Here is a 23,587-nt window from a genome sequence, read left to right on the forward strand (position 1 = left end):
TTTTGACCTTGACGAGGCTCACTAATGCCGGTCAAAGGCTGACCAACTCAGGTGATAACATTAGGGCTTTATCAAATTAATAATCTTTGGTAAATTCGTTACAAATCATTTTTTTCTCCCGAGTAAAAATTTATAGCTTTTTCAATCTCAGCATGAAGTTCATCTTCCGACCAGGGTTTTAAAATACATTTCTGAACATAACCCTTCTCGATTGCATCGTTAATTGTATTTGTATCTGTATAACCAGTTAACAAAATCCTGCTGGGTTTTGGGTATAAGGGAATAATAGACTTTAGAAACTCTATACCAGTAGTTACAGGCATCCGCTGATCAGTAATAATTACGTCAATCTCCGTACTGTCAAGAATTTGACGTGCTTCGATAGCCGATTCTGCGGTATAGATATTATATACTCTCCTAAAACTCGCCTTAAACGCAGTTAAGTTATGCACTTCATCATCTAAGTATAAAACAGATATTAAGGTGGTCGCATTCATAAGCAAGTGATTTCTATTAATGGAACCAAAACAAATTTGAACACCACTATCATTATTAAGTAGGCCTGTAGTAACAAAGGGTGCCAGCTCCGTAGGTGCTGTAAATTTAGAACAAAATTGTTTTAGTGCACGTTATTTCTCATTTATTCCCAAATTTTCACAGTTCTTTGACGTTGACTATCAGATCAAACGAATGATACTTTAAACAAAACCATACATATTAATGTATAAAGGCTATATTTGCAACGATGAGTCTACCTTTAAGAATTACCTATGAAGGAGAGGATTATACTTATACCATCCTAACTAAGGCTATAAATAAAGATTCTCCTGAAATCAAAATACTTCTAAATAATGAAGAGCTTACCATTGCTAAAAATATAAAAGGCGAATGGGACGTATTAGAACCTTCCATAAGTGATTATGCAGGGCTCAAAAAGGCAATTGCCAGAGCTGTCGGATTAAGATACCGCTTATAATACCCCTTTACTTATGATGCAGTTGCTTTATTCTAATATTCTTAAAGTCTACTGGCTGCCCCTCACTTTGTAATGCGATAAAACCGCTGCTTAGTAATTTTCCGTCTTGTTTGTATTTAGGATCAAAGCCATTGGCAACACCGCCACCTACTTGAGGCTTTGAGTATTGAAGGACAGTATCTCCATTAATGATATGTTTAATGATAGAGTCGCCCATTACAATTAGCTCCCCACTAACCCATTGATCACCGTCATACGTCTTTGAACTAGAGTTTATGCAATGGTCAGCCGATATTTTTCCTTTATAAATGACATCCGTACCCGGCGAACACATGTTGCCGGTTGGCCTTGGACGACCGTCGCCCAGACCTCCTAATAGTTGCATTTCTACAGAAATGGGCCAGTCTTGTTCTTTGAGCATTGTCCTTGGGTCTTGCGAATGAAACATCACTCCGCTGTTAAGCAGGGTATAGTCTGGCGCACCCTTTTGTTGTTTACCTACGAAACGGTACTCAAACTTTAGGTGATAATAAGAAAATGGCACCTTATAGTAGAGATGCCCAAATTGATCGTTGAAATCTTGATATTGGTCATATCTAATCTGGATCACCCCATCCGATACACGAAAGGTGTTGCCAAAGTTCACACCAACTTCATGATGGTAGATCTTTACAAACCAGTTACTGATATCCTTTCCATTAAATAAGGACGTGAAGCCTTGATCTGAGTTGCTACCAGTAGCGCCTTGCTTAACACCTCCACAACTTAACAGTAATAAGGCGCCGTATAAAAATGCGAATAGTCTCTTATAAATCATATACTTTCTTCGTTCTTTACAATAGCGGATGGCTGAATCGCCCGCAGATATTTCTCTTCATCGAACTCATTTTCGCTTTTGGCAATAACTATAGCAGCAATGCCATTCCCTATCATGTTAGTGATGGCACGGGCTTCCGACATAAAACGATCAACGCCAAGCAATATCGCAATGTGTTCAACAGGCATTATCTTTAACGCTGTTAACGTGGAAGCAAGTACGATAAATCCACTTCCTGTTACTCCCGCTGCTCCCTTCGACGTTACCATAAGCACTGCCATAATACTGATTTGCTGACCAATGGATAAATCTATATTAAATACCTGACACAAGAATATAACCGCCATAGAGAGATAGATTGCGGTTCCGTCAAGATTAAAGGAATAACCAGTGGGAATAACAAGGCCAACGATAGATTTCTTACAGCCAATAGCTTCCATCTTCTGCATCATACTAGGCAATACAGACTCCGACGACGAAGTACCAAGAACAATGAGTATCTCCTGCCTAATGTACTTTAAATAGTGCCATAGACTAAAGTTATATACTCGGCATATGGCGTTGAGAACGACAAAAATAAATAAAAAACAAGTTAAATAAACGGCTCCCATAAGTTTTGCCATCGGCAATAAAGTAGCCAGGCCATATGTTCCAACGCTGTAAGCCATCCCTCCAAACGCTCCGACAGGTGCAATTCTCATTACCACTTTCATGATGTTAAAAAGCACTTTGGAGATCTTATCAAAAGTCACTAAGAGTGATTGACCTGCCTCTCCCATCTTGTTTAATCCATATCCAAAGAGGATTGCAAAAAATAGGATTTGCAAAATTTCACCCTTTGAAAAAGCTTCAAATATATTTGCAGGTATAATATGAGCCAGAAATTCGAGCCAGTTGATACCATTAGCCTGCTCTGTATAACTTTTGATTTTATCAACGTCACCGGACGCTACTTTAATCCCAATGCCAGGCTTCAATATATTGGCAACAACAAGTCCAATGACAATTGCAAGCGTACTCGCCAACTCAAAGTATAACAAAGCCTTTCCGCCTACCCTTCCCACCTTTTTCATGTCGCCCATGTGTGCGATACCCAGAACAATCGTTAGAAAAATGATCGGTGCAATCAACATGCTAATCATGTTGATAAAACTTTGACTAATTAGTTTTGCATGAGGCGCAAAACCTGGAAACAAAGCTCCAATGATTACACCAACAGAAATTGCCAATATAACCTGAAATGTTAAATTCGAGAGAATGGACTTCATTAAACTAATATACAGCAATCTCAAGCAAAAAGCTAGCTTAAGAGATCAAGCCCGGTAAAGAGATGGAAGGAATGTTTCCTTAAATAAATAAAGCCCCCGAAATCGAGAGCTTTTATGTTTTGCCTGCCCTTCACGGATTACCCGCTCACAGGACTTTTTTTTCGCTGTTGGATATTGAATTATACTGACAACAATTTAGGACAATAAAGTGAGCTTTAAAAGGAATTTTGTCAACAAATTAACATTTTGTTTAGAGTTGCTTTAGAATAAATTCCTATCTTCAAAAGAGATAAATCAACTAACCAAATGTACCTGCATTATAAATGTATTCAAGCACTATGGCTTTGCGCTATAGTATCATTTTCGTCATGCCGTAGCTCATCTCACGATCAACCACAGGCTAAACGGTTTACACTTCTATCATCCGAAAAAACACATATAGATTTTAATAACACCATTGAGGAAAGTCCGCGCGCTAATGTAATGTCGTACCAGTACTTCTACAATGGCGGCGGTGTTTCGGTAGGTGATCTGAACAATGATGGCCTTGATGACATCTATTTGTCTGGCAACATGACTCCGGCGAAACTTTACCTAAATAAAGGGAACATGGAGTTTGAAGACATTACATCAAAAAGTGGCATCACTGAGATCGAGCTATCCTGGAAAACAGGGGTAACAATGGCTGACGTAAACGGAGATGGCAAACTTGATATCTATCAATGCTTTTCCGGTGGTCTGCCTGCTCTTAACCGGCAGAATAAACTTTATATCAATCAGGGGAATGATCTTAACGGATTTCCTTTATTTAAGGATGAGGCCGGCACTTTTGGTTTAAATGACGCCTCCTATAGTACTCAATCTGTGTTTTTCGACTATGATCATGATCAAGATTTGGATATGTTCCTGCTAAATCATAATCCTAAAGTTTTTACAACGTTGGATGACCATTCTCCTATGACAGTCTTAAAAGCACCTGCACCAGATATCAGGGTAAAGCTTTATCGCAATGATGGAAATAAATTTACGGATGTCTCGGATGCCGCAGGTCTTATCAATACGTCTTTTACTTATGGGCTAGGCGCCGGGATTGCAGATTTAAATGCTGATGGATGGGCAGATATCTATATATCTAATGACTACTCCTCGCCTGACTACCTATATATAAATGATGGAAAGGGTAAGTTTGTTGATCAATTAGCGAATCAGATTGGCCACACCTCGTTATATTCGATGGGCAACGACATTGCCGATATAAACAATGACGGCTTGCCTGACATCCTTACGCTTGATATGCTTCCGGAAGACAACCATAGACAAAAGCAATTATTCGCTCCGGACAATTACGAGTACAACAACCTTCGTTTAAAACTAGGCTTCCATCAACAGGAGATGCGTAATATGCTCCACCTTAACAATGGAAACGGAACTTTTAGTGAAATCGGGCAGCTCGCTGGAATCTCAAATACAGACTGGAGTTGGGCTCCACTTTTTGCAGATTTGGACAATGATGGGTTTAAGGATTTATTCGTCACTAATGGATATCTCCGTGACTATACAGATATGGATTTCCTTAAGTTCCAGGGAGATTTTCTCCGGGATACAGATCCTGCAGTAGTCAAGTCAAATTTATTGGAAATAGTTAATAAGATTCCATCTTCAAATGTGAAAAACTACGTGTTTAAAAACAATGGCAACCTGACCTTTACTAACGAGAGAGATACCTGGGGAGTCGATCTTGCTTCTAATAGCAACGGAGCCGCCTATTCAGATCTTGATAATGACGGTGACCTGGATCTTATCGTAAACAACGTTAATTTAGCTGCTTCGATTTATCAAAACAATACTGCGGACCTAGGCAGTAACAGACATTTGAAGGTGAAACTTGCAGGTGTGAAAGGGAATACGCAGGGCATTGGTGCTAAGCTTTGGTTGTACTCGAAAGGGACCGTTCAATATGTAGAACAAAACCCATCCAGAGGTTACCAGTCAAGTGTAAGTCCTATTTTGCATTTCGGGTTGGGAATTGGTAAGCCTATCGATTCTTTAAGGATCGTTTGGACAACGGGCAGCAACCAGACGCTATTCAATGTCACACCAAATCAAACACTGCTATTAAAAGAAGTGGAGGCTAGAGGGCGATATATCGTTCCTGAAAAGAGCAAAGGAATATTTGAAGAGATAAAATCTCCTGTTGATTACAAGTCAGCGTCAACCGAAGTAAATGATTATAAGCGTCAGCCATTGTTGACTAACCCACTTTCATTTAACGGACCATGTATAGTAAAAGGCGATGTTAATAAAGATGGTTTGGAAGACATTTATGTAGGTGGCCAAGTGAATCAGTCGGGCGCTATCTTTCTTCAAAATAAGAACGGGTCATTCAGCAAAAAGCTTAATAGAGCATTCCAGTTTGATGAGAAATCTGAAGATGCAGATGCTCTATTCTTTGATGCGAATGGCGATGGTAAAACAGACTTGTATGTGGCTAGTGGTGGGTACGGAAGTTATTTGCCTGAAGACCCAGATTTACAAGACAGATTATATTTCGGTGACGGACAAGGAAACTTTAGTAAAGCAATAGCTGCACTTCCCAAAATGCTTACTAGCAAAAGTTGCGTGAAGAGCGCGGATGTGAATGGAGATGGGCATCCTGATCTCTTCATCGGTGGTAGGGTTATTCCTGGCCGCTATCCCGAAGCTCCGCTCAGTTATTTATTGATTAATGATGGAAAGGGGAACTTCAGGGATGAGATAGCTACGCTATCACCAAAATTACAGCGTATTGGAATGGTTTCAGACGCCGCCTTCACCGATTTGAATGCTGATGGAAGGCCTGATCTCGTATTGGCTGGGGAATGGATGCCAATCACCGCCATGATAAATGAGTCAGGGAAACTTGTCGACAAGACCAATGCATATTTCGGCAAGGAACTGTCGGGCTGGTGGAACAGAATTCTGATTGAGGACTTAAATAAAGATGGAAAACCTGACTTAATTGTTGGCAATATGGGCTTAAATACGCAATGTAAAGTAAGCGACAAGGAACCTGCACAATTATATTATAAAGACTTTGATGACAATGGCTCTGTTGATCCCATACTTTGTTTTTATATTCAAGGCAAGAATCATCCATACGTTACCAGAGACGAATTGCTGGATCAAATGAGCATCATGCGAACTAGGTTTTCAAATTACAAAAGTTACTCCGATGCGGGAATTAAAGACATTTTCACAGCGGAGGAATTAACAAACGTTTCAATACTCAAGGCTAATGTGCTGAAAACAATGATTTTTTTAAATCAAGGCGATAAATTTACTGCGATCGAAATGCCTATACAAGCGCAGTTTACACCTATTTTTACAATAACTTCAATGGATTATAACCATGACGGGAACAAAGACTTGTTATTGTGTGGAAATATAAGCCGGACAAAGTTAAAATTTGGCCGCAACGATGCTGGCTCTGGTATCTTATTGAAAGGAGATGGAAAAGGGAGATTTACCTATATTCCTCAGCCGCAGTCTGGTTTTCATATCAAGGGAGATGTCAGAAGTGCAGTGACTTTAAAGGATAGAGTGCTGTTTGGAATTAATCAGCAAGGGATAAAGGCTTATCAGGCGATGTAAATGAGGCGGGCTCAAACGTTAATTTGAGCCCCTCAATTTACGAGTTGCTAAAGATGGCACGGTAAGCGGACCAACAGGCATTCTTAATTTCTCTTGGAAGCTCATCTTTTACATAAAACTGCATTCCCTTCTCATTATAGAAGTAACGGAAATAATTAGCAAGTTTATCTGGAGTTTCTCCCGTCTGTGTGTTCTTCCTATTGTTAAGCCAAAGTGCATAAGTCACCTCAACCCCATCAAGGGCACTTTATAAATCTTGTATTTTGCCGGAATTTTTGTCGTTCAAAATCAAATCACTGTAATCACTCATATTCCTATTACTTAAGGTGCAAAGGTACATATAAATTATGGGTTGGCTGGTGCTCTTGTGTTTAGCTAATTAAGAGGTGACTTAATACCGACAGAGTTAAACTGTAAATCATACAGCTTCTTGTAATATCCGTCTAACTTCAGAAGCTCTTGATGGGTTCCGATTTCTTTAATTTCACCATTATCGAGCACCAATATCTGATCTGCTTTTTGGATGGTAGACAGTCGGTGAGCAATAACGATTGACGTCCTGCCCTGCATAAGGTTTTCAATTGCCTGTTGAATAAGCATTTCGGTTTCCGTGTCAACTGATGAAGTGGCTTCATCTAAGACAAGGATTGATGGATCATAAACTAAGGCACGTATAAAGGAAATCAGTTGCGCCTGTCCCGCAGAGAGTGTTGCTCCTCTTTCCATAACATTGTATTGATATCCTCCTGGTAGACGTTCAATAAATTCATGCGCACCCACTTTTTTAGCGGCATCCACCACTTCTTCCATTGAAATATTTGGATTATTTAGTGTAATGTTATTGAAAATTGTGTCCGAGAAAAGAAAAACATCCTGCAATACAGTGGCAATGTTGCTTCGTAAATAATTAAGCTCATAGTCCTGGATTTTCACACCGTCAACCCGAATCTCCCCCTTTTGAATTTCATAAAACCTATTAAGAATATTTATGGTCGAGGATTTACCAGCTCCAGTAGCACCTACTAAGGCAATGGTCTTTCCTGCCTCAACATGAAAACAAAGATCCTTTAGGACATAATTGTCATTATTATACCCAAACCATACATGGTCGAAAAAGATCTCGCCTTTGAGTTTATTAGGAGCAAGTGTACCCTTGTTTTCTGTTACTTCGGTATTGTCTAAAACCTTAAACACCCGCTCTGCTCCAACCATCCCCATCTGAAGTGTGTTGAATTTATCCGCAAGTTCCCTTATCGGACGGAAAAGCATTCCGAGATACATGATAAACTCCGTGATGATGCCTGGTTTGATACTTAAGGGATGTGCCAAAATAGTTTTTGAGCCATACCAGATCAAAAGCCCCATTGAGATTGCAGATATTACTTCTACGACTGGGAAGAAGATGGAATAGTACCAATTTGACCTGATATTCGCATCGCGATAACGGCCATTAATCTTTAGAAACTTTTTATATTCCTGATCCTCTCGCGCAAAGTATTGGATAATCGATATTCCGGTGATATGTTCTTGCAAGTAGGTGTTCAGGTTAGATACTTCGGTTCTGATCTCTTGGAAAGCAGACTTAATAGCCTTTTGAAAAACCGACGTAGCTATGATTAATAAAGGAACCGGGAGTAATACTACAATAGTGAGCATCCAATCTCGGGCCACCATTACACCTACAATCACAATCACCATTAAGACATCTCCGATGATCATGATCAAACCTTCTGAGAAAATCTCCGCAATCGTTTCCATATCTGAAACGGTTCTGGTAATCAGCTGACCGATCGGGGTATTGTCAAAATACTTTAAACGGAGTTTAGTAATGTGATTGAAGACATTTATCCGAAGATCTTTAACTGCAGACTGGCCTAACGTATTAGTCAGCAAGGTATGGCTATACTGGAGGCCTGTTTGCAGCACTAATAAGAAAAGCATGAGCAGGGTCATATTTAACAATCCAGGATAATTTCCGGTAAAAATATACTGGTCTAACGTATAACCAATAATGATCGGACGCAAAGGTGCGACAACTGCCAAAAGGATTGTTAGCACTACCGCCCATAAAAAAGTCCTTTTGTAGGGCTTTACATACTGGAAAACTCGTTTCAGTAGGTTAACGTTAATTACATCTCCAGTTATCTTTGGCATAGCTTATTTAAAGTAAGGATAATTGATTCTACAGAGGTAAAGTCCGCAGGCTGGAACAGATTGTCCGGCTTTGCTTCTATTTTTACTTTCAATAATATCTGTAAAGTCGAGCAGGCTAATTTCATTTCTACCGATTCTTATGAGGGTGCCAACAATCGCACGCACCATGTTTCGAAGGAACCTGTCTGCAGCAATTGAGAATTTAAGACTATCTTCTTCAAACTCAAAGAAAGCTTCGGTGATTTTACAATTATTAGTAAAGGTTTGTGTATGTGATTTGCTAAAGCAGGAAAAGTCGGTATAACTTAATAACAGTGCTGCAGCAGCATTCATTAATTCCACATCTAATTCTCCTTTGATTAGCCAGGAGCGATCGAGTTTAAAAGGGTCTTTGTGAAAATGAATGAGGTACTTGTAGGCACGTTCGGTCGCATCAAACCTCGCGTGTGCGTCCTCGCGAACAGCAAAAATTCTTTTGATGGCAACATCGTAAGGAAGCAAAGAATTGATACCGGTAATTTTCTTTTCTAAATCAGCGTCAGTGTAGAATGGCATTTCATTTACCAGCTGAAGATCAAAGTGGGCATAAAACTGTATGGCATGCACACCAGCATCAGTTCTACCGCAACCCAATGTACTGATTTGCTGCCTGAAATAAGTACTAAGGGCCTTATCCAGACATTCTTGTACGGTCATTGCGTTAGGCTGCATTTGCCAGCCATGATACTCTGTACCACTATATGCAAGTTCTATGAAATACCGTTTTGTCTTCAAGGCTGCAAATCTACGGCTTCTAAATCTATTTTTAGATTGCTTAGTTTGGGTGAATTAATATCTTTGTCAAAATTATGGAATTGATATGATACAGAGAATCCAATCTATCTGGCTGTTACTAGCTTCAATCACTATCTTCTTATTGTTTATAATTCCTGTTGCTAGTAGCAATGAAGCAGGAAAGGAATTTTGGATAAAGGCAACAGGATTGTATCAAAGTGAAAATGGTGCAACGACGAAGTTGACTTCTTTTACGCCTTTAACGATCAGTGTAATTGCTGTGGGAGTGATGTGTATCGCTATCATCTTCAGTTATAAAAAAAGGACAGTTCAGAAGAGACTGTGCCTTGCTTTGATGGTTATGGTAGTATCCTTATCTTTCTGGATATTCAACTATATTCAACAAATCCCTGGTGGATCGTCTAACACTTCTTTTAACCCCGGCGTAGCTTTACCAGTTTTAGCAATTGTATTTTGTGCGCTTGCTATCCGTGGTATTACGAAAGACGAGCAATTGCTAAGATCGGCCGACAGACTACGATAATTAAAACCCTCATTTTTATTTAGTTACCCCTTATTGTAATATCAACTATTAACTGTACCTTTGCGGCTTAATAAATTATAATACATGATAAACCCATTTAGTAAATTGGGGATAAGTGATGACGTTGTTAATGCTGTAAAGGATTTAGGTTTCGAAAATCCAACACCTATTCAGGAACAAAGTATTCCTGTACTGTTAGAGGGCAATAACGATTTTGTTGGTTTGGCCCAAACAGGAACAGGAAAAACAGCCGCATTTGGTTTGCCGCTGTTGGAATTGATAGACTTTAAAAGCAATAAGCCGCAGGCATTGATTTTATGCCCTACCAGAGAGCTTTGCTTACAGATTACCAGTGACATCAAGAATTTCTCAAAAAACATCTCTGGAGCAAATGTAGTTGCCGTTTACGGTGGCGCTAACATTATGCAACAGTTGCGTGAAATTAGAATCGGTGTACAAATTGTAGTGGCTACACCGGGCCGTATGTTAGACATTATTGGCCGTAAGGCTATCGATTTCAGTAACGTGAAATTTGTAGTTTTAGATGAGGCTGACGAAATGTTAAACATGGGTTTCCAGGAAGACATCAACGACATCTTGTCGACGACTCCTGACGACAAAAAAACATGGTTGTTTTCTGCTACTATGCCTCCTGAGGTTAGAAGAATAGCAAAAAACTACATGGACTCTCCAGTAGAGTTAACCATGGGTACCAAGAACGCAGGTAATGTAAACATCGAGCATGAGTACTACATTGTACGTGCGAGAGATAAATACGCTGCATTAAAACGTATCGTAGATTTTAACCCTGAAATCTTTGCTGTAGTGTTTTGTAAAACTAAACTGGATACCCAGGACGTTGCAGAGCATTTGATAAAAGATGGTTACAATGCAGACGCTTTACACGGAGATCTTTCTCAACAACAACGTGACAAAGTAATGCAACGTTTCCGCGATCGCAACATGCAGCTGCTTATCGCTACTGACGTTGCAGCCCGTGGTATCGACGTAAACAACGTTACACATGTAATTAATTACTCCTTACCTGATGAGATTGAAAGTTATACCCACCGTAGCGGCCGTACCGGTCGTGCTGGTAAAACAGGTATTTCTATCTGTATTATCAACTCGAAAGAGATTGGTAAAATTCGTCAGATTGAAAGAATCATTGGCAAACAATTCACTAAAGCAGAACTTCCTACAGGATTTGACGTTTGTGAAAAACAATTGTTTGGTCTGGTTCATAAAGTTCACAATGTAGAGGTTAATGAGTCTCAAATTGAGCAGTACATGCCACGCATTATGGACGAGTTTAAAGAGCTTTCTAAAGATGATGTGATCAAACGTTTTGCATCCCTCGAGTTTAACCGTTTTTTAGATTACTACAAGAATGCGCCTGACTTAAACTCGTCAGCAGATGATCGTGGTGAGCGTGGAGAACGTGGTGAGCGCGGAGAAAGAGGTTCAAGAAGCAGCGAAGGTTATACCCGTCTGTTTATAAATCTTGGATCTGTTGACGACTTTACAAGAGGTGATTTGTTATCTTTTGTTTGTAACAACGGTAAAATCAGTGGAAAAAGCATTGGCAAAATTGACTTGAAAGGTGTTTATTCATTCTTCGAAGTTGAGAACGATACTGTTGAATCTTTATTCTCTAACTTCAAAGCAGTTGAATTTAACAACCGCGGTGTAAGAATAGAAAAAACTGCTGACGGCGACGGTGGCGGTGGTGCTGAACGCAGAAGTGGCGGCGGTGGTCGTGGTTTCGGCGGTGGTGAAAGAAGAAGTGGAGGTGGCGGAAGCTACAGCGCAGGAAGACGTGAAGGTGGAAGCGGAGATCGCAGAAGCAGTGGCGGCGGAAGACGTGAAGGCGGAAGCAGCACAGGCGGTGGAAGCAGCGCAGGTACTGGATTCAAAGATTTCTCTGGAAGAAGTCGTGATGACCGTGGTGGAAGCACTGGCGGCCCAAGACGTGAAGGCGGAAGCAGTGATAGAAAACGTAGATCTTAACTACATGCAATATAAAAAATGCCGGAACTACATTCCGGCATTTTTTATGCAATTAACTTTTTGGTCTTGGTTTAATCTCAGAAGCTTTGAGATAAACTCTTGCTCCCTTTTTATTGACGAAGTACTTCTTATTGCTTCCATCAATATAAACGTTAGTACCATCTGGCGCCATCATACCTTTCCAGGTCTTATCGGCTACCTTTGCACTTCCTTTTACAGCAACTTCAGCGGTCTTATTCCCTACTTTAGTCGCTGTTCTATCAATAGTTTGTCCAACAGTCCTTTTCTTTTCCTGAGCAGTACTGCCAAAAACAGTTGCTGTACTTAAGGCTATCATTAAAAGCCCTTTAATATAATTTGTTTTCATGGTAGTGTGATTTATATTAGAAACAAAGCACCCCTCCTATTGTTTGCTAGTTCAATTGCTCAGTAAGTTGAGCCATTTGGACGTTTGGCGAGTGTTTCTCATATAAAATGGCATAAACAGCACGGCATATAGGCATGTCAACTTTATATTTCTTATTCACGTGGTGCATGCACTTAACGGCATAGTATCCTTCGGCAATCATGTTCATTTCTAGCTGCGCGGAGGTAACGGTGTAACCCTTCCCTATCATATTGCCAAATGTTCTGTTTCTACTAAATTGAGAATAGGCAGTAACTAACAAATCTCCGAGGTATGCTGATTCCATAATATCTCTACTTATTGGATGGACTGCATCGACAAAACGCTTAATTTCTCTAATTGCATTCGATATCAATACCGCCTGAAAGTTATCACCATAACCCACACCATGACAAATTCCACTAGCTACGGCATAAATGTTTTTAAGCACAGCAGCATATTCAGTTCCAAAAATATCATCAGATATATTCGTCTTGATATAACGCGTTTTTAACAGACCGGCCAGACAAGCAGCAAGCTGAACATCCACTGAAGCCAGTGTAAGGTAAGATAGTTTTTCAAGCGCGACTTCCTCGGCGTGACAAGGTCCACTTATAACTACAATATCTTCAAGAGGAATAAGATACCTGTTATGAAGAAATTCACCTATAATGAGGTTCTCATCTGGTACTACACCTTTGATTGCAGATATGAACTTCTTACCCCTTAGCTGTTCAGAGGTGATCCCAACAAGCGTCTCTTTCAAGAAGGCTGCCGGAACGTTTAAAACAATAAAATCAGCACTTTCAATGATCTTGGAGATGTCATTTGAAATGTTCTCGGCCGGAATACGGATTTCCACAGAGCTGAGGTAATTAGGGTTGTGACGGTAATTTTGGAGATGGGCTATAGCCGCTGGGTTTCTCATCCACCAATAAATCTCTTTTGGTAGTGTATTATCAGAAAGCATTTTGATGATCGCTGTAGCCCAGCTACCACCACCAATCATTGCAACTTTAGGTATCATAGCGTATAAATAAAAACCCCGGTCTCATGTTATAGACCGGGGCAATTTACTTATTTATAGCGATTGTAACCGCTGATTTTATTTAGGAGAGGCAAAGAGCTGATCTTTAGTCGTCTTTTCTACAGCCATGCCGTCTTTAAGTTTATTTTGAATGGCTGAGTAGGGTCCTGTCACCACTTCCTGACCAGTTTTCAAGCCTGACTTAATAATAATATATTGATCATTTTGTATACCAGTAGTAACTTCTGCTCTTTTTACAGTTCCAGTTGCGGCGTATAAATAAACATACTGTTTAATTGTTTTATCTGTCAACTTGCTTTTTTGCTTATCAGAGTTGGCATCTGTAGATGGTGCTTCGCCCTCTTTTTTGGTCTTACTTGCATCCTCAGTAAATACACATTGGATGGGAACTGCAAGCCCTTTTAGAGACTGACTTTCAATATCTACAGTTGCTGAAAGACCTGGTCTGAATGGAGATGGCAAATCTTTTGCACCGCCTTTTACATTAGTATAAGAATCAGCAACAATACGAACCTTAACATTAAAGTTGGTAACCTGATCTACACTCGTGGTGGTACCAACATCTTTTGAAGAACTCGCAATCTCCGTAACTATGCCCTTGAACTTCTTATCTGCAAACGCATCAACTTCGATCACGGCACTATCCCCAACATTTACCCGGTTAATGTCGTTTTCATTGACATCCACATTAACTTCCATGGATGAAAGATTAGAGATCCGCATGATTTCAGTTCCAGCCATTTGAGCAGTACCTAAAATCCTATCTCCAAGTTCCACGGATAACTTAGAAATTACACCATCTACTGGCGCAAATATCGTTGCCTTTGCAAGGTTTGCACCTGCCTCCTGAACCGTAGCACCAGATTGCTCTAGCATAAATCTCGCTGCTGTCAGGTCGGCTTTGGCTCTTCCAAGATTCGTTTTTGCCGTTAAATAAGCTGCCTTAGCGGCATCAAACTCAGAAGCAGAAATAACTTTCTTGTTAAACAACTCCACATTACGCTTATAAGTCGCTTCGGCATTAACCATATTACCCTGACTTTGACTTAACATTTGCTGAGAGGAGGCTACACTTGCTTTTTGTGAACTATAAGATGCATTTGCACGGTCATAACCAGACTTCAATACATCCGGTCTGACTTTACAAAGTAATTGGCCTTTCTTTACAATGTCACCTTCTTTTACTAAAAGTTCGGTAACCTCACCGGAAACTTCAGAGCTTAACTTTACTTCCGTTTCGGGTTGTATTTTACCACTTGCCGTAACGGTTTCAATGACTTTCCTTTCAGCAGCTTTCTCAACAGTAACTTTCTCTGCTTTTTTGCCTCCGATGAGGCCGGTAAGTTTCGCAATTACCAGTAAAGCTATGATTACGCCTACTGCTATTAAAATTGGTTTTAATTTCATCTTTACTTTATTATCGTTTGTTGTGCTTTTTCTCGGTGAAATAATGTGGTCAATGGTGTACTAAAATACGATTTGTCTTCCTAGATAGTAATCAATTACTTTAGCCCGGAACAGCAGATCGTACTTTGCCTGTATAAAATCGGTCTCAGCCCGATTTCTGTTGGTTCGGGAAGTGTTGTAATCTAGCGAGTTAACTAGTCCAACGTTATATCGCTGCTCAATTACAAAGAAAGCATCTTTTTGTGCTGCAAAAGCATTTTCTGTAGATACATACCGTGCCCTTGCCGCCTGAAGGTCAGCAACAGATTGCGATATCACTTTGTTAAGGTTGTTTTTTGCCGTTTGCTCCTGCAGAAGATTACCCTGGTAGTTGATTCTGGCACGACGAACATTCGAACGGGTCAGGTAGCCATTAAAAATAGGTATTGATAAACTAAGGCCTGCTGATTGGTTAAAGTTGTCTGTAAACTGTGATCCGAATGATTGTGGAGCGGATAGTGTAGTGGTTCCTGTTGTGAAGACCTGCTCTCCACTAGCTGTTTCACCGAACAAAACTTGTCCGGAAGTTCTGGAGACCACAGTTTCCCTGCCACTAGAATAGTTAGTACCAATACTTCCACCAAGAGATAAACGTGGAAGATAGCTGCCTCTTGCAATGTCTATTGCTCTTTGTGATGCTTCTGATCTTAAAGTAGCTAGTTTAATATCTGGAAAAGTATTTAATGCACTTTCATAGATCTGCTGAATATTAGCCTCTGTTCCATTGTCACTAAAACTATTCACAAGCGGTGCTTGAACTTCAAAAGTGGTATTAGGTGCCATTTCCATTAACTGAGCCAGTGTCAAGTTCGAGATGGTAAGAGCATTCTGAGCATTTGTTACATTCAGCTCTGCTGTTGCAACCTGAGACTTCGCTTCAGAAACATCTGCCAAGGTTTTGTTACCAGCATCCAGCAATAATTGTTGTTGGTTTGCAGTTAATCGCGCTACATCCTGCTGCTGTATAGAGGCCGCCAACAAGTCACGGTTATAAAGAATCTGCATGTAAGAAGTTACCACCTGCAAAATCAGATCATTCTTTACTTTTTCCGTCGCCGTCTGATCAGCATACAGAAGGATTCTATTTTGCTTGATTTGATTCATTTTTTGAAAACCGGCAAATAGGTCAAAGCCGACATTTATATTGCCATTAAAACTTGTAAATTGCTGACTGATAAATTGGTAAGTTGAAGGGTCAAGACTTCTTCCGAAGTTTTTATTTAAGCTTCCGTTTCCATTTAGGGTAGGCAAGACGTCATTTCTTGACTGTCTTAAATTTTCTTCGCTTAATGATTCGTTTAATCTGGACTGCTTAATCTGCAGGTTATTCTGCAAAGTACGCTCCACTGCCTGTTGAATGGTAATGACTTCTTGTGCAAAGGATTTTGTAACGAACCCTGCTGAGAGAACAATAGATAAGGCTATGGTAAGCTTCTTCATAATTTAAGTTTCACAATAATAAGATAAACAACTATTTGATTTTGTAAATTTTCAGGTACAACTGCAGTTTCCTATCTTTGAGCATGTACCTGGTCCGATCTCCGTTGCTATTAAAATGGTATTATCCTCAGCTTACCTGGAACAAAACACGGGACCACAAAGTCATTTATTTAACCTTTGACGATGGACCTATACCTGATGTTACAGACTTCGTGCTAAATACTTTAAATGACTATAATGCTAAAGCCACCTTCTTTTGCATAGGAGATAATGTTTTAAAGCATCCTAAAATATTCGAAAATATAAAGAACGCTAAGCACAGTATCGGTAACCACACCTTTAATCACCTAAAAGGGTGGGATACCCCCGATGACGTTTACTTTAAAAACTTTCAAAAATGCCAGTTGCTAACCGGCACCAACTTGTTTCGTCCGCCATATGGTAGAATCAAGAAATCGCAGATCTCACAGATCAAAGCGCAATTTCCTTCAATGGAAATCGTAATGTGGGACACTCTTAGTGGCGACTTTGACACGGGTCTAAGTCCTCAAAGCTGCCTCCACAACGTACTTAAATACGCACGAAATGGCTCCATAATTGTGTTTCATGACAGCATAAAAGCTTCTGAACGATTGTATTACACGCTTCCTCTTATACTTGAACATTTTTCCCACCTGGGATACCGGTTCGAACGCCTTCCTACCCTGTCCCAGTAATTTCGTTTCATTAAGACCTCTAATTGAAGGCCAAAGATGTCGATGTGTCTTATATACTGAAACAAAGCGCATTAGAACCTGTTGATAAAATCTACTACTGTTCAAAAGCGGACGGTTCTGTTCGATATAGTGACAACTTAAGACGGAGTAACGTTTATTTAGAACTTATATAAATAATATAATGATAAGTAGATGATGGCCCTCCACTACTTTTTTTCGTAATTTCGCTACAAATAATATAATACTTACCCTTTTAACATACTATCAATGGCTTTCGATATTGAAATGATCAAAAAGGTGTATGCAAATTTTGGCCCCCGCGTTGAGGCGGCACGTAAATTAGTAGGCAGACCTTTAACACTTTCAGAAAAGATTCTTTATTCCCATCTCTGGGCTGGAAATCCCAACACTTCTTTTGTTAGAGGTACTGATTATGTTGATTTTGCTCCTGACCGCGTGGCTATGCAAGATGCAACTGCACAAATGGCTCTTTTGCAATTTATGCAAGCTGGCAGACCTCAGGTTGCTGTACCTTCAACGGTGCACTGCGATCACTTGATTACCGCAAAAAATGGTGCTGAAATAGATCTTCCAGCAGCAAATACAGAAAGTAAAGAAGTTTTTGATTTCCTTGCTTCTGTTTCAAATAAATATGGTATCGGCTTCTGGAAACCAGGCGCAGGTATCATTCACCAGGTTGTACTTGAGAACTATGCTTTCCCCGGTGGAATGATGATCGGAACTGACTCACATACCGTAAATGCAGGTGGCTTGGGCATGATCGCTATCGGTGTCGGTGGTGCTGATGCCTGTGATGTAATGGCCGGCCTTCCATGGGAGCTTAAATTCCCAAAACTAATTGGTGTAAAACTTACAGGAAAACTGAATGGCTGGACCTCTGCTAAAGATGTGATTCTTAAAGTCGCCGGCGTGCTTACCGTTAAAGGTGGAACAGGTGCGATCGTTGAGTACTTTGGTGACGGTGCAACAAGTATGAGCTGTACTGGTAAAGGTACCATCTGCAACATGGGTGCTGAAGTAGGAGCAACAACTTCTACCTTTGGTTATGATGAAAGCATGGAACGTTATTTACGCGCTACAAATAGAGCCGACGTTGCTGATGCAGCCAATGAAATAAAAGAACATTTAACAGGTGATCCTGAAGTTTATGAATCACCAGAGCAATATTTTGAACAGATTATTGAGATTAATCTTGATGAACTTGAGCCTTATCTGAACGGCCCTTTCACTCCAGACTTAGCTACTCCTATCTCTAAAATGAAAGAGGTTGCAGCCGCGAACGGATGGCCAATGAAAATAGATGTAGGTCTGATCGGCTCCTGCACAAACTCTTCTTATGAAGACATTTCACGTGCGGTAAGTATCGCTAAGCAAGTATCTTCAAAAGGTTTGACTGCTAAAGCTGAATATTGTATCAACCCAGGTTCAGAACAAATCAGATATACGATAGCCCGCGATGGCTTCCTTGACGTATTCAACGGAATCGGAGCGAAAGTATTTACCAATGCTTGTGGCCCTTGTATCGGTATGTGGGACAGAGTTGGTGCTGAAAAGCAAGAGAAAAACACGATTGTTCACTCTTTCAACAGAAACTTTGCAAAGCGTGCGGATGGCAATCCAAATACCTTTGCATTCGTTGGTTCACCTGAATTGGTAACTGCATTGGCCATTGCTGGTGATCTAAGTTTCAATCCGCTTACAGATACCCTTACAAATGATAAAGGCGAGCAAGTCATGCTTGATGAACCATCAGGATATGAACTTCCTCCAAGAGGCTTTGCAGTCGATGACGCAGGTTATCAGAAACCAGCTGAAGATGGTAGCGGAGTCCAGGTGTTGGTGTCCCCTACTTCTCATAGGCTACAACTGCTTGCCCCTTTTGAAGCATGGGAAGGTACCGACCTCAAAGGTCTTAAGTTACTGATTAAAGCAAAAGGTAAATGTACTACTGACCATATTTCAATGGCCGGTCCATGGTTAAAGTTCCGTGGTCACTTGGACAACATCTCAAACAATATGTTGATCGGCGCGGTAAATTACTTTAATGACTCAACTGACTCGGTTAAAAATGTATTAACTGGCGAATATGGTCCCGTACCAGCAACTCAGCGCGCATACAAAGCGGAGAACTTAGGTTCAATCGTAGTTGGAGATGAAAACTATGGAGAAGGATCTAGTCGTGAGCATGCTGCGATGGAACCTCGTCATCTAGGTGTACGTGCCGTATTGGTGAAATCGTTTGCACGGATCCACGAAACAAATCTTAAAAAACAAGGTATGCTTGGTCTTACCTTCGTTGATAAAGACGATTATGACAAAATTCTTGAGGACGATGTAGTTGACATTATTGGTTTAACAACCTTTACACCGGGTATTCCTCTTACATTGGTGTTAAACCATGCAGATGGCACCAAAGAAGATATCTCAGTTAACCATAGCTACAACGCTCAACAGATTGAGTGGTTTAAAGCGGGTGGTGCACTAAATATTATCAGGAGAGAAGCCGCAGCTAAAGCAGCTGCTAACGCTTAAGTTTCAATTCTAAAATAGAATAGAGCTCCCGTCAAAGCGGGGGCTTTTTTATGTTTTAGAATTCGTTTCCACAATTAAAGCAATGATGTGTTTTCTTAGCATTAAAGGGGTAAACCATTAACAGTAGCGAAAAAAGCGTTGTGATCACGCTGAAACGCTTCTTCGTAGCTTGAACATAGCCTACATGATCAGAGCCACATTTTGGGCAAATCTCATCAGTTCTCATCTCCTCGGATATTGAATCAGAATCCGTATCAAAATCTGCAACTTCATCCGCTAACGTCGCTTGAACGTCTTGATCTAGTAGCAAGGCTTTTGCCGCAGACACATCATACTCAAACATATGCAGTTTTACACCTCCAATAGCTTGAGTGTAAAGGGGATTAATGGTGATGGTATTTTCGTCAGTAAGAAAGCACTGAATGCCACTATCAATTAGTCGCTCCTTAACAATATTAGCTTCTATAGGGTTATAATAAGTCTCAAAAACAACAATTTTATCCATAGCATCAACATCTGGTATTTTGAAATATAATAAAATGTTGCGGAACTTACCTAGCTGGATAGAAAATCCTTAAACCAGTAACCAGAATCTTTCACAGTTCGCTTCTGGGTTTTAAAGTCTGTATAGACTAAGCCAAATCGCTTATCGAAACCCTCTGCCCATTCGAAGTTGTCCATTAAAGTCCATGCCATATAGCCAGTAACGTTTACACCTTCATTCTTAATGCGCAATAAGGCCTCGAGATATTTTTCAAAATATGCTATTCGTTCCTGGTCATGAATCCGACCGTCAGTCCCAACGGTATCTTTATAAGCAGCACCACCCTCAGTAATCATCAACTTTTTGATCTGCGGATAAGCCGCAAACTGTTTAATAATGTTATAAAAACTGTCTGCATTCACCTCCCAGCCCATTGCCGTGAAGGGCTTTTTACGCGTCTTTGCTTTCACTTCCCAAGCTTGTAAAACGGGAACAAATGCATTATATCGAACAGTCAAAGGGAAATAATTTTGCAATCCAATGTAATCATAATCAAATGTCAAACGTGCAGTGTGCCTCCAGGTTGAGTGTTTGATTGCGAATCTTTCCAAGAGCTCCCATTCTGCAGTCGGATACCCCATCCCGAGCAATGGCTCAATAAAGAGCCGGTTTACAAGGCTATCCATTCGTTTCGCAGCAAGATGATCAGCATCACTGTCAGTCATTGGAATGATTTCCGAACAAGAAAAAGTAGTACCAATATGGGCATGACTAACTTCTGCACGTAGAATTCTGCCTCCGTCTGCCTGAGCAATAGCAGCATGATGTACAGCTGAAAAGAAATTCCTGAGTCCTGTCTGTCCCGGCGCATGAATTCCGAGCATATAACCTAAAGAAGTAAAGCCAAAAGGCTCATTCATTACAATCCAGTTTTTAACTTTATCACCGTACTCCCGGCCGCAAAGTTCTACGAAACTGTTAAAGGCCCCGTTTACGCTAAAAGACGCCCAACCACCCTCCTGCTCCAGGGCCTCAGGCAGATCCCAATGGTAAAGGGTAATGTATGGTGTGATTCCGAGCGACAAGCATTCATCTATTACCTCATGATAAAACTTTATACCTTCTTGATTTACCAGTCCGGAGCCATAAGGCAGTAGTCTCGGCCAGGAGATAGAAAAACGAAACACACTAAAGTTTAGTAACTTGACCAATGCCAGGTCCTCCCTAAAGCGGTGGTAAAAGTCACAGGCCTTACCTGGTTTCTTAGAAAAAGTATCCCAAATGGATGGCCCTTTACCATATTTATCAGAAGCACCTTCTATCTGCGCAGCGGCAACCGCTACCCCCCATAAAAAATCACTGCCAAAATCTGATGCTTTAATCATTCATAAACTCTTAAACCGCAATATGAGGTTCTCATATTAACATAACGTTAACCTTAACCTATAAATCAGACAAGCAGGATTTAATTAAGCGCCAATCCTATTTCTTTCAGCAGTAAAGCAGCGTTAAAGGTTTTACACGGGCCGTGTTTTAATTTGTAGTCGAAATTCATCTGACCTTCAGAAAGCTGTATATCAAAGTGATAATTTCGTACCTGTGCGGCGTGATCAACTTCCATTTCTGAAAGTTGAAGATCATGGGTAGCGAACAAAGCTGGTGTTCGCTGACTAATCAACTTTTCTATAAACACTTTCGATCCAAGATACTTGTCCTTACTATTTGTTCCTCTGAGCATCTCATCAATGAGTACGAAAGACCTGGGGTCGCTAGCAGTAAGATCTAATATCATCTTTAACCGGTTTAGCTCCGCTTTAAATGTGGATGTCTGATCATTTAAAGAGTCTTTAATTCGCATGTATGATACCAGGCTAAAGATGGAAAGCGATAACCTTTGGGCACAAACCGGACCTCCCGCGAAAGCCAATACCATATTGATTCCCACCGTACGTAAGAAAGTACTCTTACCAGCCATGTTTGACCCTGTTACGATATCTGTGGTCGGAGCAGCGCCAAGTTCAAAGTCATTTGCCACCCTTAAGCGTTCTGGTATCAGTGGATGTCCCATCGCTTCAGTCTCTAACGAAAATTGTTCTTTAATCAAAGGAAAAGTCCATGCTGGTTCGTTGTGAGCAAGCGTAGCAAAAGAAATTAGTTCTTCAAAATGGCTGATTGTTTCCAATGCGTTAACCAGGCTACTGGCAGATTTTTTATGCCATTTGTCCAAACGGATGGCACAACGAAAATCCCAAAGTAAAAATCCGCGTAACACGGGTGCAAGCAGGAAATTTAATCCCGCATCCATAGCGTCGATAATCTTTGACAGCTCTTTTATTTCAACGCTAAGGGATAAATTGTCCACTTCAGTACCGAAGAGCCTGTTGGTATAACTACTTTTCCACTTAACGCTTCTAGTCCACTTAACCGTGTCCGCAAGCGAATTAAACATATTTGCACTTTTGCCAAAGCCTTTGTAGATCCCAAATACTCCTTTACGAAAAAAGAACACCATGGACAAATTTAGGAGAAAACATAAACCGAAGATTTGCCATAGTATTCCTCCATAAACCACTGCGGCAACTAGTAAAGCAACCGCTATAAATGGCGCTACTTGTGTATAAACACGTAGAGCTTTGTTCTGAATAAAAGCCAATTGCCCTGGCATCTCCTTAGCCACTTTATATTTAAGCGTCTCTAATTGTTGAGGCTCATGGTTTTGCAATCCAGCCCGGAAATGATAGGTCTCCTCAATGTGTGTCACAAATTCCTTGATTGCTTCCTGCCGCTCCAATATTTCTGACGAGGAAGAAGAGGAACTCAGTTTTGCCGCTAATAAATTCATACCCCGTGAAGTATTAGAACGGTTAAGTAATGCATATAGAGAGCCTGGACCATAAATATCAAGATCTGAAGAGTAAGGATGGCTCTCTGAGGCAAAAGCAACCCCCTCATTATAGGCTTGTTTACCGGTGGTTAGAACTTGTACTTCATTATCGTAAACAAAATGAAGCTTCTGGGCATAATTAAGATCTCCTTGAAGAAGTGTTTGTCGTTTAACCAGCCCCAAAAAGAAAGCAACCGGCAAAATTAACAGCCCACCTAATATCCAGTGATATCCCTCGCTTATAATTAATGCGACTAGCAGGATTTCCGCAATAAAGGCGCCCAGACGAGAAAGTGAAACGTTATTTAAGTCACTCTTTAACTTGGCGATTGCTGTTTCCTGAACAGCGATCTTCTTTTGATAGGAAGCTAAAATACTTTCTCTTGTATTAACCATTATATTTGACTCGGATTAATTAAATGCTAGCTAACTGAAACTGGCAGGGTTGACTCTATAAA

Annotated in this window: 19 protein-coding genes; 6 read left to right on the forward strand and 13 right to left on the reverse strand. The window is 40.5% G+C overall.

Translation table 11 applies throughout. From position 1 onward, the window contains the following. Positions 1-98: 98 nt before the first annotated feature. Positions 99-497, reverse strand: coding sequence for a response regulator (locus tag WKF66_RS17965; RefSeq protein ID WP_489675869.1), 399 nt, complete (start codon positions 495-497; stop codon positions 99-101). Positions 498-745: 248 nt separating this feature from the next. Between WKF66_RS17965 and WKF66_RS17970 the strand changes: the two genes are divergently transcribed. Continuing rightward, positions 746-976: a hypothetical protein gene (locus WKF66_RS17970; RefSeq protein ID WP_489675870.1), complete on the forward strand. Its 231-nt coding sequence runs from the start codon at positions 746-748 to the stop codon at positions 974-976. A gap of 7 nt (positions 977-983) precedes the next feature. On the opposite strand, the gene WKF66_RS17975 is transcribed toward WKF66_RS17970, so the two are convergent. Both WKF66_RS17975 and dctA read right to left on the reverse strand, forming a co-directional pair. Beyond that, positions 984-1,793 (reverse strand): 3-keto-disaccharide hydrolase, encoded by an 810-nt coding sequence (locus WKF66_RS17975; RefSeq protein WP_489675871.1) that lies wholly within the window; start codon positions 1,791-1,793, stop codon positions 984-986. Next, positions 1,790-3,061, reverse strand: coding sequence for a C4-dicarboxylate transporter DctA (gene dctA / locus WKF66_RS17980; protein ID WP_489675872.1), 1,272 nt, complete (start codon positions 3,059-3,061; stop codon positions 1,790-1,792). The genes WKF66_RS17975 and dctA overlap by 4 nt, the downstream gene beginning before the upstream one ends. Before the next feature lie 483 nt (positions 3,062-3,544). Between dctA and WKF66_RS17985 the strand changes: the two genes are divergently transcribed. Beyond that, positions 3,545-6,691, forward strand: coding sequence for a VCBS repeat-containing protein (locus tag WKF66_RS17985; protein WP_489675873.1), 3,147 nt, complete (start codon positions 3,545-3,547; stop codon positions 6,689-6,691). Positions 6,692-6,728: 37 nt separating this feature from the next. On the opposite strand, the gene WKF66_RS17990 is transcribed toward WKF66_RS17985, so the two are convergent. The 3 genes from WKF66_RS17990 to truA all read right to left on the reverse strand — a co-directional run bounded on the left by WKF66_RS17990 (position 6,729) and on the right by truA (position 9,619). Continuing rightward, positions 6,729-6,917, reverse strand: a complete 189-nt coding sequence (locus WKF66_RS17990) for a hypothetical protein (RefSeq protein ID WP_489675874.1) — start codon at positions 6,915-6,917, stop codon at positions 6,729-6,731. A 149-nt stretch (positions 6,918-7,066) separates the two neighbouring features. Further along, on the reverse strand, positions 7,067-8,845 hold the full coding sequence (locus tag WKF66_RS17995) for an ABC transporter ATP-binding protein (protein ID WP_489675875.1): 1,779 nt from the start codon (positions 8,843-8,845) through the stop codon (positions 7,067-7,069). A 3-nt stretch (positions 8,846-8,848) separates the two neighbouring features. Further along, a complete protein-coding gene (gene truA, locus WKF66_RS18000; RefSeq protein WP_489675876.1) occupies positions 8,849-9,619 on the reverse strand; it encodes a tRNA pseudouridine(38-40) synthase TruA in 771 nt (256 codons plus the stop codon). Between the two features lie 85 nt (positions 9,620-9,704). Between truA and WKF66_RS18005 the strand changes: the two genes are divergently transcribed. Together WKF66_RS18005 and WKF66_RS18010 are read left to right on the forward strand one after the other, a co-directional pair. Further along, on the forward strand, positions 9,705-10,163 hold the full coding sequence (locus WKF66_RS18005) for a DUF4293 domain-containing protein (protein ID WP_489675877.1): 459 nt from the start codon (positions 9,705-9,707) through the stop codon (positions 10,161-10,163). Positions 10,164-10,247: 84 nt separating this feature from the next. Continuing rightward, positions 10,248-12,173: a DEAD/DEAH box helicase gene (locus WKF66_RS18010; protein ID WP_489675878.1), complete on the forward strand. Its 1,926-nt coding sequence runs from the start codon at positions 10,248-10,250 to the stop codon at positions 12,171-12,173. A gap of 52 nt (positions 12,174-12,225) precedes the next feature. Here the strand turns inward: WKF66_RS18010 and WKF66_RS18015 are convergent, their stop codons facing one another. The 4 genes from WKF66_RS18015 to WKF66_RS18030 all read right to left on the reverse strand — a co-directional run bounded on the left by WKF66_RS18015 (position 12,226) and on the right by WKF66_RS18030 (position 16,492). Further along, entirely contained in the window at positions 12,226-12,540 is a 315-nt protein-coding gene (locus WKF66_RS18015) for a hypothetical protein (RefSeq protein WP_489675879.1), read from the reverse strand. 46 nt (positions 12,541-12,586) lie between these two features. Further along, positions 12,587-13,585 carry an NAD(P)H-dependent glycerol-3-phosphate dehydrogenase gene (locus tag WKF66_RS18020; protein WP_489675880.1) on the reverse strand — a complete coding sequence of 333 codons (999 nt, stop codon included), beginning with the start codon at positions 13,583-13,585 and terminating at the stop codon, positions 12,587-12,589. 78 nt (positions 13,586-13,663) lie between these two features. Continuing rightward, on the reverse strand, positions 13,664-15,013 hold the full coding sequence (locus tag WKF66_RS18025) for an efflux RND transporter periplasmic adaptor subunit (protein WP_489675881.1): 1,350 nt from the start codon (positions 15,011-15,013) through the stop codon (positions 13,664-13,666). Positions 15,014-15,073: 60 nt separating this feature from the next. Then, entirely contained in the window at positions 15,074-16,492 is a 1,419-nt protein-coding gene (locus tag WKF66_RS18030; RefSeq protein WP_489675882.1) for a TolC family protein, read from the reverse strand. A gap of 83 nt (positions 16,493-16,575) precedes the next feature. Here WKF66_RS18030 and WKF66_RS18035 point away from each other — a divergent pair, with 83 nt between their 5' ends. Together WKF66_RS18035 and WKF66_RS18040 are read left to right on the forward strand one after the other, a co-directional pair. After that, a complete protein-coding gene (locus tag WKF66_RS18035) occupies positions 16,576-17,208 on the forward strand; it encodes a polysaccharide deacetylase family protein (RefSeq protein WP_489675883.1) in 633 nt (210 codons plus the stop codon). Between the two features lie 267 nt (positions 17,209-17,475). After that, a complete protein-coding gene (locus WKF66_RS18040; protein ID WP_489675884.1) occupies positions 17,476-19,761 on the forward strand; it encodes an aconitate hydratase in 2,286 nt (761 codons plus the stop codon). A 55-nt stretch (positions 19,762-19,816) separates the two neighbouring features. Here the strand turns inward: WKF66_RS18040 and WKF66_RS18045 are convergent, their stop codons facing one another. The 3 genes from WKF66_RS18045 to WKF66_RS18055 all read right to left on the reverse strand — a co-directional run bounded on the left by WKF66_RS18045 (position 19,817) and on the right by WKF66_RS18055 (position 23,525). Beyond that, positions 19,817-20,266: a putative signal transducing protein gene (locus tag WKF66_RS18045; protein WP_489675885.1), complete on the reverse strand. Its 450-nt coding sequence runs from the start codon at positions 20,264-20,266 to the stop codon at positions 19,817-19,819. Positions 20,267-20,316: 50 nt separating this feature from the next. Further along, positions 20,317-21,630, reverse strand: a complete 1,314-nt coding sequence (locus tag WKF66_RS18050; RefSeq protein ID WP_489675886.1) for a glycoside hydrolase family 1 protein — start codon at positions 21,628-21,630, stop codon at positions 20,317-20,319. 80 nt (positions 21,631-21,710) lie between these two features. Next, positions 21,711-23,525 carry a MutS-related protein gene (locus WKF66_RS18055; RefSeq protein WP_489675887.1) on the reverse strand — a complete coding sequence of 605 codons (1,815 nt, stop codon included), beginning with the start codon at positions 23,523-23,525 and terminating at the stop codon, positions 21,711-21,713. Between the last annotated feature and the right edge of the window lie 62 nt (positions 23,526-23,587).

Source organism: Pedobacter sp. (assembly GCF_037719805.1).
Classification (GTDB): domain Bacteria; phylum Bacteroidota; class Bacteroidia; order Sphingobacteriales; family Sphingobacteriaceae; genus Pedobacter.

Coding starts and splice junctions, on each gene's coding strand:
- WKF66_RS17965 (WP_489675869.1), bottom strand. CDS start 497: ATGAATGCGACCACCTTAATATCTGTTTTATACTTAGATGATGAAGTG.
- WKF66_RS17970 (WP_489675870.1), top strand. CDS start 746: ATGAGTCTACCTTTAAGAATTACCTATGAAGGAGAGGATTATACTTAT.
- WKF66_RS17975 (WP_489675871.1), bottom strand. CDS start 1,793: ATGATTTATAAGAGACTATTCGCATTTTTATACGGCGCCTTATTACTG.
- dctA (WP_489675872.1), bottom strand. CDS start 3,061: ATGAAGTCCATTCTCTCGAATTTAACATTTCAGGTTATATTGGCAATT.
- WKF66_RS17985 (WP_489675873.1), top strand. CDS start 3,545: ATGTCGTACCAGTACTTCTACAATGGCGGCGGTGTTTCGGTAGGTGAT.
- WKF66_RS17995 (WP_489675875.1), bottom strand. CDS start 8,845: ATGCCAAAGATAACTGGAGATGTAATTAACGTTAACCTACTGAAACGA.
- WKF66_RS18005 (WP_489675877.1), top strand. CDS start 9,705: ATGATACAGAGAATCCAATCTATCTGGCTGTTACTAGCTTCAATCACT.
- WKF66_RS18010 (WP_489675878.1), top strand. CDS start 10,248: ATGATAAACCCATTTAGTAAATTGGGGATAAGTGATGACGTTGTTAAT.
- WKF66_RS18015 (WP_489675879.1), bottom strand. CDS start 12,540: ATGAAAACAAATTATATTAAAGGGCTTTTAATGATAGCCTTAAGTACA.
- WKF66_RS18020 (WP_489675880.1), bottom strand. CDS start 13,585: ATGATACCTAAAGTTGCAATGATTGGTGGTGGTAGCTGGGCTACAGCG.
- WKF66_RS18025 (WP_489675881.1), bottom strand. CDS start 15,013: ATGAAATTAAAACCAATTTTAATAGCAGTAGGCGTAATCATAGCTTTA.
- WKF66_RS18030 (WP_489675882.1), bottom strand. CDS start 16,492: ATGAAGAAGCTTACCATAGCCTTATCTATTGTTCTCTCAGCAGGGTTC.
- WKF66_RS18035 (WP_489675883.1), top strand. CDS start 16,576: ATGTACCTGGTCCGATCTCCGTTGCTATTAAAATGGTATTATCCTCAG.
- WKF66_RS18040 (WP_489675884.1), top strand. CDS start 17,476: ATGGCTTTCGATATTGAAATGATCAAAAAGGTGTATGCAAATTTTGGC.
- WKF66_RS18045 (WP_489675885.1), bottom strand. CDS start 20,266: ATGGATAAAATTGTTGTTTTTGAGACTTATTATAACCCTATAGAAGCT.
- WKF66_RS18050 (WP_489675886.1), bottom strand. CDS start 21,630: ATGATTAAAGCATCAGATTTTGGCAGTGATTTTTTATGGGGGGTAGCG.
- WKF66_RS18055 (WP_489675887.1), bottom strand. CDS start 23,525: ATGGTTAATACAAGAGAAAGTATTTTAGCTTCCTATCAAAAGAAGATC.